Genomic DNA, 15,256 nt, shown 5'->3' with positions numbered 1-15,256 from the left:
GCCGCCGTCAGGACGCGGCCGGCACCCGCGCGGGCAGCGGCTGCGGCGCAGCCGGACCCGTATAGCGCGACGACGGCCGGAGGATCTTGCCGTCGGCCGCCTGCTCCAGGATGTGCGCGGTCCAGCCGACGACGCGCGCGGCGGCGAACGTCGGGGTGAACATCGACCGGGGCACACCGCACAGCTCCATCACCACCCCCGCGTAGAACTCGACGTTGGTGTGCAGCTCGCGTCCCGGTTTCAGCTCGGCCAGCAGCTCCTGCACCCGCCGCTCCACCTGGACGGCGAACGCCACCCGGGGACCGCCGAACCCCTCGGCGAACTCGCGGAGCATGCGCGATCGCGGGTCCTCCGTGCGATACACGGCGTGGCCGAACCCCATGACGCGTCCGCCCTCGGCGAGGGTGCGGCGCACCCACTCGTCGGTGCGATCGGGCGTGCCGATCTCGTCGAGGGTGTCGAGCGCGCGGCTCGGGGCGCCGCCGTGCAGCGGACCGCCGAGCGCCCCCAGCGCCCCGCCGACGGCCGACGTCAGGTCGGCGCCGGTGGACGCGATCACCCGTGCCGTGAAGGTGGAGGCGTTGAAGCCGTGATCGATCGCGGCGGTCATGTAGGCGCTGAGGGCGCTCTCCTCCTGGGCGGTCGGGATGCGCCCGGTCACCAGGTGCAGGGAGCCGGCGACGTGACCCAGGTCGTCCCTCGGCGGCAGCGGTTCGCGTCCGTCGGCGAGCGCGTGGAGGGTCGCGAGCAGCACCGGCGTCACCGCGGCGACCCGGATGGCGTCCTCCAGCCGCGCATCCGGCGTCTCGTCGTAGAGCGGCCGCACTCGGTCCGCGGCGGCCACCGCCGTCAGCGCCATGCGCAGGCCGGCCAGCGCGTCGCCGCCGGCCGTGAGGCGGGCGATCGCGGGCAGCAGCGGGCGCACCTCGTCCGGGATGCGGCGAGCGGCGACGATCCGGGCGCGGAAGTCGTCCAGCTCGGAGGCCGTCGGGAGCTCGCCGAACAGGAGCAGGTACCACGCCTCCTCGAAGGTGCGCTCGCGCGCCAGGTCCACCGCCGAGTACTGGCGGTAGTGGTAGAAGCCTTCGTGCCCGCGCACGTCACCGAGCGCGGTCCGCGCCGCGACCACGTTGGTGAGGCCGCGGGGAACGTCGATGAGTGTGTCGTCCATCCTGTCCATACCGGTATGGTGAACTGGATCGAATCGCTCGTCAACGTTGATCGGATCAATATGGATGCGCTCCCCCGCCTCACCGCCGACCAGACGGCCGAGCGTCTCGGCGTGAAGCTCGAGACCCTCTACGCCTACGTCGCCCGCGGTCGGCTGTCGCGCGAGCGGACCGCGGACGGCTCGACCTTCGATCCGCTCGAGGTGGAGCGGTTCGCGGCCTCGCGCCGACGGCGTCCAGGCGCCGCCGCCCGCTCGGAGGGCTCGCCCCTGATGGTGATCGAGACCGGGTTCGCGCTCATCGACGACGGAGAGCTGTCGTACCGCGGGCGGCCGGTCGACGAGCTGGCGACCGAGCCGTTCGAGACCGTGGCGCACTGGGCGCTCACCGGCGAGTGGGACCCCGAGGCGCGGCTGGCGCCGGCCGCCGACCTGGAGCCCGCTCGCGCGGCCGGCGCGGCCCTCCCCGCGGCCGCGGGAGACCGGGACCGTCAGCTGGTGGCGGTCACCGCCCTCGCCGCGGCGGACCCGCTGCGCGCCTCCCTCGACCCGTCCGTGGTCGCGACCGCCGGGGAGCGGCTGGTCGCGGGGATGGTGGAGGTGCTGCCGCTGCGTTCTGCGAGCGCGGGCCCGGGCACGGGCCCTCGCGCATCCCGGGCCTCGCTCGTGGAGCGGCTGTACGCCCGATTGGCGTCCACCCCGCCGGACGACGCCGATCTGGCGCTGCTCAACGCCGCCCTCGTGCTGCTCCTCGACCACGACATCGCCGTCTCGACGCTGGCCGCCCGCGCCGCGGCGTCGGCCCGGGCGACGCCCTACGGCGTCGTCATCGCGGGACTGGGCGCCCTCGACTCGCCCCTGCACGGCAACGCCAGCCGCGCCGCCCACCGGCTGCTGGCCCGGGTGGCCGCCGGGGAGAACGCTGCCCGCGTCGTCTCGGACTCCGTGCTCACCACGCACGGGCCCGTGCCCGGATTCGGGCAGCCGCTCTACCCCGCGGGCGATCCGCGGGCGCGCATCCTCCTCCGGATGCTCGCCGAGAGCGGGCGGCACGCGGAGGTGGTCGACGCGGCGGACTCCGTGGCCGGCGTCATGCGCGACCGCACGGGCGCGCATCCGAACGTCGACCTCGCACTCGCCGCCGTCACTCTCGCGTGCGGGATGGCGGACGACGCCGGGGAGGTCGTGTTCGCCACCGCGCGCACGGTCGGCTGGCTGGTGCACGCCCTCGACGAGTACGGCCGCGCACCGCTGCGGCTGCGGCCGGTGGGGCGCTACACGGGGCCGTGAGTCCGGCCGACGAGCGGGGCGCCGCTCAGCGCCGCAGCGCCTTCCGCGCCAGCCAGTTGCCGAGGAACTGCGCGGCCTGCACCAGCACGACGATCGTGATCACGGCGATCCACGTCACCGCCCAGTTGTAGCGCTGGTACCCGTACGAGATCGCGAAGTCGCCCAGGCCGCCGCCGCCGATGCTTCCCGCGATGGCCGACAGGTCGACGATCGCGACGAAGATGAAGGTGTAGCCCAGGATGAGCGGGCCGAGCGCCTCCGGGATCAGCAGCGTCGTGATGATCCGCCACGGGCTCGAACCCATCGCCCGCGCCGCCTCGATCACGCCCGGCTCGATGGTCACCAGGTTCTGCTCCACGATGCGGGAGATGCCGAAGGTGGCGGCGATCGTCATCGGGAAGATCGCCGCCGGCGTGCCGAGGAACGTCCCGAGCACCAGCTGCGTCAGCGGCGCGATCGCCGTCATGAAGATGATGAACGGGATGGGCCGGATGAAGTTGACCAGCACGTTGAGCACGGTGGACAGCGTCCGGTTCTCCAGCAGGCCGCCGCGGCGGGTGGTGTAGAGCAGCACGCCGAGCGCCAGGCCCAGGATGCCGCCGAGCACGAGCGTCGCCACGACCATCCACAGCGTCTGCCCGATGGACTGCAGGTACACGGGCCACAGGGTCGACCAGTCGGTCATGCGGCCACCTCCTCGACCTCGGTGACCGTGCGGAGGTCGGCGATCAGCGCATCCACGTCGGCGGGCTCACCGAGCAGCTCCAGGGTCAGGCTGCCGAACGAGCGGCCCTGCAGCGCGGAGATGCCGCCGTAGACGATCTCGAAGCGGACGTTGTGGCGGCCCACCGCGTCCGACAGCACGGAGCCCAGGCGGCCGTCGTCGTGGATGCGGGCCGACACGATCCGCCCGCTGTGCTTGCCGCGGAGCCGCTCGATGTCGGACTCCCCCGGCTGGTTGCGCAGCACCGTGCCGACGAACCGCTGCGCCGTCGGGGTGCGCGGCGCCGAGAAGACCTCGAAGACGCTCCCGGTCTCGATCACCCGTCCGGCGTCGAGCACGGCGACGCGGTCGGCGATGGAGCGGACGACCTCCATCTCGTGCGTGATGACCACGATGGTGACGCCCAGCTCCTGGTTCACGCGCTTCAGCAGGGCGAGGACGTCGGAGGTGGTCTCCGGGTCGAGCGCGCTCGTCGCCTCATCGGCGAGCAGGATGTCGGGGTTCGTCGCGAGCGCGCGGGCGATGCCCACCCGCTGCTTCTGGCCGCCCGAGAGCTGGTCGGGGTAACTCCACGCCTTGTCGGTGAGCCCGACGAAGGCCAGCAGCTCGGCGACACGCTTCTTGCGATCGTCGGCCGGCCATCCCGCCACCTTGAGCGGGTACGCGACGTTCCCGAACACCGTGCGCGAGCGGAACAGGTTGAACTGCTGGAAGATCATCCCGATCCCCGCCCGCACCCGCCGGAGCTCGCGCTCCTTCAAGGTCGTGAGGTCGCGTCCGTCCACGATCACCGAGCCGGCGGTCGGATGCTCGAGCGCGTTGATGAGCCGCACGAGGGTGCTCTTGCCCGCGCCCGAGTAGCCGATGATGCCGAAGATCTCGCCGCGGCCGATGGTCAGATCGAGCCTGTCGACCGCCGGGACCGCGGCGTCACCCGAGCCGAAGCTCTTGGTGACGCCGCGGAACTCGATGATCGGCGCATCGGTGTCGCGACCGGTCCGGTCCGTCGTGCGGTCTGCCACTACTGGGCCGCCTGGATGGTCTTCTTCAGCTTGTCCAGGATGCCGATCAGGTCGGACGACGAACGGTCGACGATCACGGCCGTGTTCTTCGACTCCGCGAGCACCGCATCCGTGACGGCCTTGGTGTGGTAGAGCTCGGCGACCTTCTGGTACGTCTTGTTGTCCTTGTCCTTGGCGCGGGCGACGAAGGCGTTGATGTACGGCTCGGCGGTCGACGACTTCGGGTCGTCCTGGAACAGCGCCGACTTCGGGTCGATGCCCGCGGTGAGCGCGAAGTTGTTGTTGATGATGGCGCCGTCGGCGGAGCTCAGCGCGGGAGCCGTCTGGGCGGCATCCACCGGGATGACCGTCACCTTGGACGCGGAGGCGTCGATGTCGGCCGGGGTCGCCAGGGTGCTGCCGCCGTTCTTGAGCTTCAGCAGTCCCGCCTTCTGCAGCACCAGCAGGGCGCGCGCCTGATTGGTGGCGTCGTTCGGGATGGCGATCGTCCCACCCTGCGGGATGTCCTTCAGGCTCTTGTGCTTGGTCGAGTACAGCGGCAGCGGGACGACCAGCGTCGCGCCGATCGGCACGAGGTCCTGCTTGGCCTGCACGTCGTAGTTCGCGAGGAACTGAAGGTGCTGGAACAGGTTCAGGTCGAGCTGGCCGTCGGCGAGCGCCGGGTTGGCCTGGGTGTAGTCGCGGAAGTTGACGGTCTGGATGTCGATGCCCTCCTTCGCCGCCTCCTTCTTGAGCACGCCCCAGTACGGCGACGACGCCTCGGTCGTGCCGATCTTGACGGTGACGGTCTTGGCCGTCGCGGCTCCGGAGCCGGTCAGGTTCACGACCACCAGCACGACGGCGACGATGACGGCCACGACGGCGATGCCGATGCCGACGAACCAGCCGGTGCGGGAGCGCTTCGGCTTCTCCGGCAGCGCGGGGGTGGACGGGGTGGCGTCGGACATGGCTGTGCCTCTCGTGAAGGTGGTGGTGGGGGTGGGCCGGCACTGTCGGCGGCCACAACGAGCCTCCCCCGAGCGGCCCAGCGGGTCAAAACGTCTTGCGAAATGTGACGCCTCGCGTTCACCCGGCCGCTCTTACGACGGGACGGGGCCGCGCGTAGTGTGAAGCTCGTCGGCGTGCGGGACGCACGGCGACGCATCGAGCGTGACGGAACGACGGGAGAAGCATGAGCGACATCAACGACGACGACATCAGCACCGACGCGGTCGGCGGCGGCGAGGGCCCCGCGGACGGCGGAGCGAACCCCGGCGGCCACGACGGCGGAGCCGACGGCTCGGCCGGCGGCACCGGCGAGGGCCCCGCGGACGGCGGCGCCAACCCCGGAGGCCACGACGGCGGAGCGGACGGCTCGGCCGGTTCGGGCGGCGAGGGGCCGGCCGATGGCGGCGCCAATGCGGGCGGGCACGACGGCGGAGCCGACGGGTCCGCTTGATGACGACGGATGGGCGCGGGCCGGGCGACCGGCCCGCGCTTTCGCGTTGCGTGCCGGTCGATCGCGAGCGTTTCGCCGCGGAGCACTGGGGACGGCGTCCGGTCTTCACGCGCGCGGCGGACTTGCCCCGCGACTTCTCGGATCTGTTCAGCACGGATGCGGTGGATGAGCTGGTCTCGTCGCGCGCGCTGCGGACGCCGTTCGTGCGCATGGCGAAGGAGGGCGACGTGCTGCCGCCGTCCGGGTTCACCGGCCCCGGAGGCTTCGGCGCCGAGGTGGGCGACCAGCTCGACTCGGCGAAGGTGCTGGCCGAGTTCGCGGACGGCGCCACCCTCGTGCTCCAAGGGCTGCACCGCACCTGGCCTGCGATCGCGGAGTTCTCCCGGCGCCTGGCGGCGGAACTCGGGCATCCCGCGCAGGTGAACGCGTACATCACGCCGGCGTCCTCGCGCGGCTTCGACCCGCACTACGACGTGCACGACGTGTTCGTGCTGCAGATCGCGGGCGAGAAGCACTGGCGCATCCACGAGCCGGTGCACCAGGACCCGCTGCGCGACCAGCCGTGGAGCGACCACCGGCAGGAGGTCGCGGCGCGCGCCCAGGAGACGCCCGCGATCGACGAGACCTTCCGGCCCGGCGACGCTTTGTACCTGCCGCGGGGCTGGATCCACTCGGCGGAGGCGCTCGGCGGCGTCTCCGTGCACCTGACGATCGGCGTCGCGGCGTACACGCGGCACGACGTCGTACGGGAGGCGGTGGCCCGGGCCGCGGACACGGCCGCGCTGCGGGCGTCCCTGCCTCTGGGGTTCGATCCGTCGGACGCGGAGGCGGTGGCCGCGGTGGTCGGCGAGACGGTCGACGCCCTGGTGGAGGCGCTGGCGGATCCGGCGGCCCGTGCGGACGTCGCGGCCGCGGTCGCCGACCGCCTGCGGCGCCGCCGGCGCTCGGACTCGCCTCCGGCGCCCGTCCGTCCGCTCGCGACCATCGCGACCGCGGAGACGATCGGGCCGTCGACGCTGGTGCGCGCGCGTCCGGGGCTCGACGCGGACGTGACCGTGGAGGTCGAGACGGTGACGGTGCGGCTCCCGACGAAGAAGATCGCGCTGCCGATCGCCGCGCGGGAGGCCGTGGAGCGGCTGCTCGACGGCCGGCCGGTGGCGGTCGGAGAGTTGCCGCTGGACGAGCGGTCGGCGGTCGTGGTGGCGCGGCGTCTGCTGCGGGAAGGGGTCGTCGTGGGGGCCTTGAGCGCTGACGGTGTCTGGGCTGCCGACGCCGGTGCGGGCGGTGCCGACGCCGGTGACCTCGGTGCCGAGTTCGCGGACGTCGACCCGGCCGACGAGGCGGGCGTCTCGTCGGACGGCGAGCGCAGCGCGACCGCCGACTTCGGAACCGCGACCGCCACGTGACGGACACCGTCCCGGGCTGGCTGCCGTGCAGCGACCGGGCCATCGGGCGGGGTGACCCGCTGCCGGGCACGGCCGGTCTCGGCGAGCGCTGGCTGCTCGTCGAGATCGAGAGCGGCTGGGGACGCCACGCGTTCTTCGACTCCGACCTGGACCCGGCCCTCGGCGCCGCGATCGTCTCGCGCGCCGAGGAGGCCGGGATGCGCCCGCTCGCGATCCGGCGCACCCGGCTGCGCGCTCCGCAACGCCGGGACCAGTCGTCGTGGCGCTGGGCGCTGGTCGACTGCCGTCCGGGTCGCGAGTCCATCCGCTGGGGGCGCGTGGACGACCCGGCCGAGCTGCTGACGCTCCCGCTCGACGGCAGCGCCGGCGAGCCGAGCGACGCGCCGATCTACGCCGTCTGCACCCACGCCCGCCACGACCAGTGCTGCGCCGTGCGCGGCCGGCCGGTGGTGGAGGCGCTGGCCGCCTCGCATCCGGAGCTGACGTGGGAGTGCTCGCACCTCGGTGGCGACCGGTTCGCCGCGACGATGATCGCCTTCCCGCACGGCCTCCTCTACGGGCGGGTGCTCGCGGAGGACGTCGAGACGGTGGTGGAGCGGCACGCGGAGGGACGGGTGGTCCCCGGCCTGCTGCGCGGACGCACCGCCCTGACGACGGTCGCCCAGGCGGCGGAGGCGTCCGCCCGCACGGCGACCGGCGACGATCGGATCGATGCCTTCCGCGTGCTCGACGAGCACCCGCATCCGCACGGCTGGCGCGTCGACCTCCGCCATGGCGACGAGACGCTCACCGTCGAGGTGGGCGAACGTCTGTCGGAGCCGCTGCTGAGCACCTGCGCCGCGACGATCGCCCACCCGGTGCGCGAGTTCGTGCCCGTGTCGGTGGACCCGGCCTGACGGCGCCGGGCGTCAGGCGTTCTGCGTCGCGGGTGCCGACTGCAGGATGCGCACCATGTTGCCGGACGGGTCGCGGAAGGCGCAGTCGCGCGGCCCCCACGGCTGGTCGATCGGCTCCTGGAGCACTTCCGCTCCGGCCGCGCGGACGCGTTCGAACGCGGTGTCGAGGTCGTCGGTGCGGAACACGATCGGGCTCATCGAGCCCTTGACGACCAGCTCTTGAAGGGCGTCGCCGTCGGCCTGGGAGCGGCCGGCGTGCGGATCGCTGAGCACGACGGCGGCGCCGTCGTCTCCGGCGACGCCGAGGGTGATCCAGCGGTGCTCGCCGGAGCGGACATCCTGGATGACGTCGAGCCCGAGGGCGTCGCGGTAGAACGCGAGCGACTCCTCGGGGTCGAGGACGGTGATCTGCGAGTACTGGAGTGAAACGGTCATGAGTCGACTCTAGGAACGGCGGCCCGGCGTCGCTTCTCCAAAACTGCTTTCTGTGGAGAAGCCGGTGCACGTACCGGTTGTGCGCACTTTCGGCACCGGCCGCCGACTCTCAGGCGCGCGACCGGACCGGACGGGTGCGCTGCTTGGCGATGCAGTCCGGCATCGCGCGGACGGCCGCGTGCTCCCGCGTGCGGTACTGCGTCGGCGTCATCCCGACCACCTCGGTGAACTTCGAACTGAACGAGCCGAGCGAGGTACAGCCGACCGTCATGCACGCGTCGGTGACGCTCATGCCGCCGCGGAGCAGCGCCATCGCCCGTTCGATGCGCCGCGTCATGAGGTAGCTGTAGGGCGTCTCGCCGTAGGCGGCGCGGAACTGCCGCGAGAAGTGCGCCGGCGACATGAACGCGCGCGCCGCCATCGTCGGGACGTCGAGCGGCTTGGCGTAGTCGCGATCGATCAGGTCCCGTGCGCGGCGCAGGTGCGCGAGCGTCTGCAGCTCCTCCGGTGACACGCGTCGAGCGTAACACCGGCCCCCAGCGCGGCGGCAGGCCCGTCCACGAGGCCGGAACCAGGCGGGTGGCGGGGCCCGTCCGCCAGGCCGGACCCCCGGCAACGGCGAGCCAGCGTCAGGACCCGACCGGCAGGCTGGCGGTCTCGTCCGCGCCCTCCACCAGCCGGATGAACGCGCTCAGCTCGCCCACTCCCGCCGGCGTCGTCGGGAGGAACTCCGTCAGCTCCGGCGAGTGGACCAGGTAGGCCGCCCACTTGGCGCGCGAGATCGCGACGTTGAGCCGGTTCTTCATCAGCAGGAACGACATCCCGCGCGGGACGTCGACGGCCGACGACGCGGCCAGGCTGACGATCGCGACGGCGGCCTCCTGGCCCTGGAACTTGTCCACCGTGCCGACCCGGACCCCGCGGTGCCCGGCGGCGTCGAGCAGAGCGCGCACTTCGGCCAGCTGCGCGTTGTACGGGGTGACCACGATGATGTCGTCCTCCCCCAGCGGCGAGTCGTCACGACCGGCGGCGGGGTCGCTCCACGACCGGCCGAGGAGATCGTCGACGAGCTCCACCACGGAACGGGCCTCTTCCGGCGACGCGGTCGAGTTTCCGACATGCAGCACGGGCACGGGGTGGAGGCCCGGCATGACGCCGCCCAGCTCGCGCTCGGCCGCGCACTCGTGCGCACGGAGCTTGCCTTCGTACGACAGCCGCGAGACGGCCGCGGCCAGGTCCGGGTGCATCCGCCGCGTCTCGGCGAGGAAGTAGCCGAGCTCCGGCGGGAGCACGTCGTGCCCGTCGCTCACCCAGCCGAGCGCCGACCCGTCCACCGGTTCGGGATGCCGCCCCTGGCTCACCTGCGGCAGCTGCTGGGGGTCTCCGAGCAGCAGCAGGTTCTTCGCGGCGACCCCGATCGCGATCGTCGACGCGAGCGAGAACTGGCCCGCCTCGTCCACCACGAGCAGGTCGAGGCTGCCGCGCGGGACGCGCGCGGCGTTCGCGAAGTCCCAGGCCGTGCCGCCGAGCACGAAGCCGCGCTCTTCGTTGGCACCGGCGAACTCGAGGTGTCCGTTCGTCGGGAGCGCCGTGAACCGGTGGACCGTTTCGGCGGCCTCGCCCGGCTCGTCGGAGGGAGCGCCGGCGCCCGCACCCGAGCTCGCGCTCGGCGTCTTGCCGACCATCGTGGCGTCGAGCCCCGCATCCACCACGCGGTCGAGCAGGTTCTCGACGACCGCGTGCGACTGGGCGACGACCCCGACGCGCCACCCGTGGTCGGCGACCAGCCGGGCGATGACGTGGGCGCCCAAGTGGGACTTTCCCGTCCCGGGCGGCCCCTGGACCGCCAGATACGAGCGGTCGAGGTCGAGGAGACTCGCCACGACGGCGTCGATCCGTCCGTCGCCGTCGCCGCCGAGGGCGGTGGGGTCGGGCACAAGCGCACCGGAGCGCGTCCGCGGCGGCGTCCGGCGCAGCAGGTCGACGGTCGCATCCACCGGCCACGTCTCGTGGTGGCGGGCGATCAGCAGTGCGGTCCCCCACTCCCGGATGGCCTCGGCGAGACGCCGGGAGTCGGGCGGTGCCGCCGGCGTCAGGGCGCTCGGCAGATCGCGGTACGGCGGAACCTCCGGCGGCAGGGTCTCGCGCACCACGACCGACCCGTCGTCGAGCGCTTCGATGACGGCGACCGTGCGCGCAGCGCGCGCACCGGGCTGCGCCCGCGGCTGCCGGAACGGGCCGGGGTACTCGTACAGCAGGTACGGCCCTGTCCGCTCGCTGACACGCACGGAGCTGCCTGCTCCCCACTGCCCGGTGAGCAGCAGTTCGCGACGCTCGACCCGCTGACCCTCGTCGAGATACCAGTCGCGCAGCACGACGGCGGTCTCCACCGCCAGCACGTCGCGCGTCTCGGCCCACTCCTCGATCGGCTGGATCAGCCGGGCGAAGTGCGACTGCCAGAAGCTCTTCTGCTCCCGCCGGTGGAAGTCGATCGCGGCCGCGGCGAGCGCCATCGCCTGCCGGTCACCCGACCGGTGCGGGTCGAGGGGGTCGCCGGCGAAGGCGAGGAGGCCCGCGCGCAGCGGTGACTCGTCCGGCGCCAGCTCGGCCTCCTCCGCCGGAGCGGCGCCGATGGGGATGCGGTTCTCGGCCGCACGGGCGAGCAGCCAGTCGCGCAGCCGCAGGGTCGAGACGCAGTCGTAGCGGTTGTACTCACCGAGTGCATCGAGCAGCGGCTGGGCCTCGTCGAGCCGGCCGAGAGCGATGAGATCGCGCGCGTTGGCGTACTCGGTGATCGAGTCGGCGCCGTTCGTCACCTCGCTCTGCCGGAGCTCGTCGCCCATGTAGAGCGGCTCCAGCTTCTTGATGGAGTACGACCGCGACCCGACGCGGACGGCCTTGCGCACCAGCGGGTAGAGGTCGACCAGCACGTTCTCGCGCAGCAGCGCGTCGACCTCCTCCTCGCCGACCCCGTGCCGAGCGGCGAGCGCGAGCAGGTGTGTCTGCTCGTACGCCGCGTAGTGGTAGATGTGCATGCGCGGGAACCGCTCCCGCCGATCCCGCACGAACGCCAGGAACGCCTCGAGCGCCACGCGCTCCGCCGCGAAGTCGTGCGCCCAGAAGGCGGTGAACTCCTCCTCCTGGTCGACCATGCCGAACAGGTAGTCGAGGTTCCAGCGCTCCCCCGCGCCCTCGGTGTAGAGCGGGTCGCCTTCGAAGTCGAAGAACAGGTCGCCCGGGTCGGGCTCCGGGAGCACCGCGAGCACCGGCGCGTTGAACACGCGCGCGGGCGGCGGGCTGTCGGGCACCGCCTGCAGCTGCAGTCGCGCCTGCTCGCGCAGTCCGTCGAGCGTCCCATCCGGGATCCCGTCGACCGGTTCGGTCGACGCGGCGAGAGCGTCGATGGTGGCGATGCCGGAGGCCAGCAGGTGCTCGCGCTGCGTCACGCGCATCCCCGCCACGAGGAGCACGTCGCGCGTGGCCTGCACCTCGGCGTCGCAGGTGTCGCATCGTCCGTCCACCGTGAAGCGCGGGTCGCCCCACGCGACCGGACCGTCATCGGCGACGTGCTGCGAGATGATGGACAGCAGCCGTGCCCGCCGCTTGCGGTAGACCGGCTCGATGTCGTGGAGCGCGTGCTCGCTCACCGACCCGTCGCCGAGCAGGAGCTCGACGGTCTCGTCGACATCCACTCCCATCCGGCGCAGCTGGTCGGCATAGGCGGCGAGCTGCAGCAGGGCGGTCACGCGCGCGCTGCGGGCGAGCTTGGAATCCTGGACCCGGTAGCGCCCGTCGGGGAGCCGGACCACGAAGTCGGCGAATCCCACGAAACCACCGTCGAAGAACGTCGCCTGGAACACGACGTCAGCACCGGACGCGAATGCGGCCGCCGTCTGCCTGACCGCCTCGGCCAGCGAGTCCGCCGTCAGCTGGGCCGGCCGCTCGATCTCGGCGACGCCGCTGCCGAACCGCTCCCGGTACCGCTCGAGGATGCGGTGCTCGTGCTCGTCGCCCATCCGGGACGACCGCACGTACATCGGGTCTTCGATCTGCTCGGTCTTCTCGAGGCGGCCGAGCTTCACGTCGAGCGCGCGCAGGAAGGCGAACTCGCATTTCGAGGCCTCGGTGAGGTCGCTGGCGCTGGTGACGATCACTCCGTCGAGCAGGAACACGGCGGCCTCCCTTCTCTCATCAGCCGACCGGGGTCGACCCGGTACTCCGAGAGTATCGGCGACCACCGACAGCACGTGGCCGTCCACAGGATCGGTCCGGCCTCACCCGCGCGTCCCGGCTTGTGGAGGGATTCGCACGGAAAGATCCGCACCGTTCGCCGTCAGTGCCCCTTGGCCGCCGCCTTCGCCGCCCGCTTGTGCTCCCGCACGCGCGTGAGGGAGTCGGCGTCGACGATGTCGGCCACGGAGCGGTAGCCGGGCGTTCCGTAATCGCCGGCCGCCTGCTCCCATCCCGGAGCCTCGAGCCCCTTCTGCTTGCCGAGCAGGGCGAGGAAGATCTTCGCCTTCTGCTCGCCGAAGCCGGGGAGTGCCTTCAGCCTGCGCAGCACCTCGGCGCCGTCCGGATCGCCCTGCGTCCAGATCGCCGCGGTGTCGCCTCCCCAGTCGGAGACGATCGCCGCCGCGAGCGCCTGCACACGGCCGGCCATGGACCCCGGGAAGCGGTGGACGGCGGGGCTCTGCTTCATCACCTCGGCGAGCTTGTCCGGGTCCATGCCGGCGACCGTGGCGGGGTCGAGAGCGCCCAGACGGTCGCGCAGCTTCGCCGGACCGGCGAACGCGGTCTCCATCGGCACCTGCTGGTCGAGGAGCATCCCGGTCAGCAGAGCGAACGGGGACTCGTCGAGCAGGGCGTCGGCCTCGGCGTCGCCGGTGATGTTCAGTGCCATGGCCTCAGCCTGCCACCAGCAGCAGGACGCCCGCCACTGCGGACAGCACCGCCAGCAGCAGGGCGACACCGAGCAGCACGCCGTGCACGACGAGGAACGGCGTCGCGCGCCCCGCCGCGTCCCGGGCGCGTGCGTCCTTGCGGACCCGCGCGAAGAACCGCGGCCAGGCGAAGACGTTGAACAGCGCATTGAGGAACAGCACGATGGCGGCGAAAACGGTCATGATGCGTCCAGCCTAAGCCGGGGTTCAGCCGCCGGACGAGACGAGCTGCACCCGCAGCGAGTCGACGCGGGTGGCGATCACGTCGTCCGCCGCCCAGCGCTGCGCCAGGCGCGCCAGGATGGCGTCCAGCTCCTCGCGCGTGAGGCCCGCCGCGAGGGCCAGCCGGACCACGAGCTCCTCCCCGGCGAGCCGGCTCTGCGGGTCGCCGGACACGAGTTCGACGTCATGCACGCCGAGCTCCGAGCCGATGGATGCGCGGAACGCCGCCTCGACCTCGGGATCGCGGTCGCTCGGCAGCCACCGGGTGCCCTGCGCGACGGCCCACACCGCCGGGCGCCGCAGCACGAACTCGGTCTCCGACGTCGGATCGAGCACGATCAGCTCGGTCCCCTCGGCCGCGGCGGCCAGGGCGGCGCGCCGGCCCTCGACCGGCACGGGCCGGGCCGACGGGTTCCAGGTCTGCAGCGCCGTCACCGACGAGAAGACGGGCTGCACCGTGCGCCCGTCGGGACCCGCGACGGTCACGATCGAGAGCTCCTGCGACTTGTCGACGAGCAGACCTGCGGCGTTCTCCTCGTGCTCGCCGAGCTCGGCCATCAGCGGGATCAGCAGCCGGGACTCGCGCAGCGCATCCACGACCGCCTCGGCGCCGGCGTCACCCGCGCGGAAGGCCACCAGGGCGCCCAGCAGGGCCGGAGGCGCCGTTCCGTCGTCGTCGCCGAACGGGTTGTCGTCGAAGGAGCGGCCCTCCCACGGCTGACCCGCCGAATCGGCGAGGGAGGCGGCGAAGCCGGCGAGACGCGCGGCCCCGGTCTCGCTGGGGCGTGCGGCGGTCGGCCCCGCGTCGGTCGGCCCCGCGGCGGTCGGTCCCGCGTCCGTGGCCTGCTCCGCGCGCTCGCGAGCGGCGTCCCCGTCCCCCGCCGAGCGGCCCGACGGATCGGCCCGGTCTCCGCGGTCAGCGTCCCGCGACATCCAGCGCCTCGGGCAGGGTGAACGCGCCCGCGTACAGCGCCTTGCCGACGATCGCGCCCTCGAGCCCGAGCGGCACCAGCTCGCGCAGCGCCGCGATGTCGTCGAGGTTCGAGATGCCGCCGGAGGCGACGACCGGGCGCTCGGTGCGGTCGAGCACCTGACGCAGCAGGTCGAGGTTCGGGCCGCGCAGCGTGCCGTCCTTGGTGACGTCGGTCACGACGTAGCGGGCGCAGCCGGCGTCTTCGAGGCGCGCGAGCACATCCCAGAGGTCGCCGCCTTCGCGCGTCCAGCCGCGGGCCGCAAGCGTCGTGCCGCGCACGTCCAGGCCGACGGCGATGGCCTCGCCGTAGGTGCTGATGGCACTGGCGGCCCACTCCGGGTTCTCCAGCGCCGCCGTGCCGAGGTTGACCCGCGTCGCGCCCGCTTCGAGCGCCTGCGCGAGCGACGCATCGTCGCGGATGCCGCCGGAGAGCTCGATGCTGACGCCGTGCACCTGGTGGATGACGCGCTTCAGCAGCGACCGGTTCTCACCGCGGCCGAACGCCGCGTCGAGGTCGACGAGGTGGATCCACTCCGCACCCGCGTCGGCCCACTCGGCGGCCGCGTCGACCGGGTCGCCGTAGCTGGTCTCACTGCCCGCCTCCCCCTGGGTGAGCCGGACGGCCTTGCCATCGGCGACATCCACCGCGGGGAGCAGGACGAGCCGGGGCGTGCTGATGAAGTCGGTCATGTGGTTCCTCGTGTCGGTCCGGCGCTGCGGACGGGATGGAGCGGTGGGATGC

At 72.9% G+C, this 15,256-nt stretch carries 15 protein-coding genes; 4 read left to right on the top strand and 11 right to left on the bottom strand.

The window, feature by feature from the left end:
• Window positions 1-7: 7 nt before the first annotated feature.
• Window positions 8-1,180, bottom strand: coding sequence for a citrate/2-methylcitrate synthase (locus ACTJI1_RS05310; RefSeq protein WP_440741818.1), 1,173 nt, complete (start codon window positions 1,178-1,180; stop codon window positions 8-10).
• A gap of 6 nt (window positions 1,181-1,186) precedes the next feature.
• Here ACTJI1_RS05310 and ACTJI1_RS05305 point away from each other — a divergent pair, with 6 nt between their 5' ends.
• Entirely contained in the window at window positions 1,187-2,458 is a 1,272-nt protein-coding gene (locus tag ACTJI1_RS05305; RefSeq protein WP_440741817.1) for a citrate/2-methylcitrate synthase, read from the top strand.
• Between the two features lie 25 nt (window positions 2,459-2,483).
• On the opposite strand, the gene ACTJI1_RS05300 is transcribed toward ACTJI1_RS05305, so the two are convergent.
• Genes ACTJI1_RS05300 through ACTJI1_RS05290 form a run of 3 tightly spaced genes read right to left on the bottom strand, consistent with a single transcriptional unit; the run spans window position 2,484 to window position 5,151 of the window.
• On the bottom strand, window positions 2,484-3,143 hold the full coding sequence (locus tag ACTJI1_RS05300; protein WP_310129948.1) for a methionine ABC transporter permease: 660 nt from the start codon (window positions 3,141-3,143) through the stop codon (window positions 2,484-2,486).
• Window positions 3,140-4,204 (bottom strand): methionine ABC transporter ATP-binding protein, encoded by a 1,065-nt coding sequence (locus tag ACTJI1_RS05295; RefSeq protein WP_310129950.1) that lies wholly within the window; start codon window positions 4,202-4,204, stop codon window positions 3,140-3,142. The genes ACTJI1_RS05300 and ACTJI1_RS05295 overlap by 4 nt, the downstream gene beginning before the upstream one ends.
• The gene (locus tag ACTJI1_RS05290; protein WP_440741816.1) at window positions 4,204-5,151 is read right to left on the bottom strand and encodes a MetQ/NlpA family ABC transporter substrate-binding protein; all 948 of its coding nucleotides are present in this window, start codon (window positions 5,149-5,151) and stop codon (window positions 4,204-4,206) included. The genes ACTJI1_RS05295 and ACTJI1_RS05290 overlap by 1 nt, the downstream gene beginning before the upstream one ends.
• A 224-nt stretch (window positions 5,152-5,375) precedes the next feature.
• Between ACTJI1_RS05290 and ACTJI1_RS05285 the strand changes: the two genes are divergently transcribed.
• Genes ACTJI1_RS05285 through ACTJI1_RS05275 form a run of 3 tightly spaced genes read left to right on the top strand, consistent with a single transcriptional unit; the run spans window position 5,376 to window position 7,944 of the window.
• Entirely contained in the window at window positions 5,376-5,642 is a 267-nt protein-coding gene (locus tag ACTJI1_RS05285; protein ID WP_310129953.1) for a BatC protein, read from the top strand.
• Window positions 5,642-7,048, top strand: coding sequence for a cupin domain-containing protein (locus ACTJI1_RS05280; RefSeq protein ID WP_440741815.1), 1,407 nt, complete (start codon window positions 5,642-5,644; stop codon window positions 7,046-7,048). The genes ACTJI1_RS05285 and ACTJI1_RS05280 overlap by 1 nt, the downstream gene beginning before the upstream one ends.
• On the top strand, window positions 7,045-7,944 hold the full coding sequence (locus ACTJI1_RS05275) for a sucrase ferredoxin (protein ID WP_440741814.1): 900 nt from the start codon (window positions 7,045-7,047) through the stop codon (window positions 7,942-7,944). Before ACTJI1_RS05280 ends, ACTJI1_RS05275 begins: the two co-directional genes overlap by 4 nt.
• 12 nt (window positions 7,945-7,956) lie before the next feature.
• Here ACTJI1_RS05275 and ACTJI1_RS05270 read toward each other — a convergent pair whose 3' ends face one another.
• The 7 genes from ACTJI1_RS05270 to priA all read right to left on the bottom strand — a co-directional run bounded on the left by ACTJI1_RS05270 (window position 7,957) and on the right by priA (window position 15,204).
• Window positions 7,957-8,379, bottom strand: a complete 423-nt coding sequence (locus tag ACTJI1_RS05270) for a VOC family protein (RefSeq protein WP_310129959.1) — start codon at window positions 8,377-8,379, stop codon at window positions 7,957-7,959.
• 109 nt (window positions 8,380-8,488) lie between these two features.
• A complete protein-coding gene (locus ACTJI1_RS05265; RefSeq protein WP_440741813.1) occupies window positions 8,489-8,893 on the bottom strand; it encodes a helix-turn-helix transcriptional regulator in 405 nt (134 codons plus the stop codon).
• A gap of 115 nt (window positions 8,894-9,008) precedes the next feature.
• Window positions 9,009-12,395: a TM0106 family RecB-like putative nuclease gene (locus tag ACTJI1_RS05260; RefSeq protein WP_440741812.1), complete on the bottom strand. Its 3,387-nt coding sequence runs from the start codon at window positions 12,393-12,395 to the stop codon at window positions 9,009-9,011.
• Window positions 12,396-12,712: 317 nt separating this feature from the next.
• Window positions 12,713-13,279: an HhH-GPD-type base excision DNA repair protein gene (locus ACTJI1_RS05255; RefSeq protein WP_440741811.1), complete on the bottom strand. Its 567-nt coding sequence runs from the start codon at window positions 13,277-13,279 to the stop codon at window positions 12,713-12,715.
• Window positions 13,280-13,283: 4 nt separating this feature from the next.
• Window positions 13,284-13,502, bottom strand: a complete 219-nt coding sequence (locus ACTJI1_RS05250) for an SCO4848 family membrane protein (RefSeq protein ID WP_440741810.1) — start codon at window positions 13,500-13,502, stop codon at window positions 13,284-13,286.
• Between the two features lie 24 nt (window positions 13,503-13,526).
• Entirely contained in the window at window positions 13,527-14,474 is a 948-nt protein-coding gene (locus ACTJI1_RS05245) for an SseB family protein (RefSeq protein WP_440741809.1), read from the bottom strand.
• Entirely contained in the window at window positions 14,458-15,204 is a 747-nt protein-coding gene (priA, locus tag ACTJI1_RS05240; protein ID WP_440741808.1) for a bifunctional 1-(5-phosphoribosyl)-5-((5-phosphoribosylamino)methylideneamino)imidazole-4-carboxamide isomerase/phosphoribosylanthranilate isomerase PriA, read from the bottom strand. Before priA ends, ACTJI1_RS05245 begins: the two co-directional genes overlap by 17 nt.
• Window positions 15,205-15,256 lie beyond the last annotated feature (52 nt).

The organism is Leifsonia sp. 22587 (genome assembly GCF_052044215.1).
Classification (GTDB): domain Bacteria; phylum Actinomycetota; class Actinomycetes; order Actinomycetales; family Microbacteriaceae; genus Leifsonia; species Leifsonia shinshuensis_C.
This window is presented reverse-complemented; position numbering and strand designations above follow the sequence as displayed.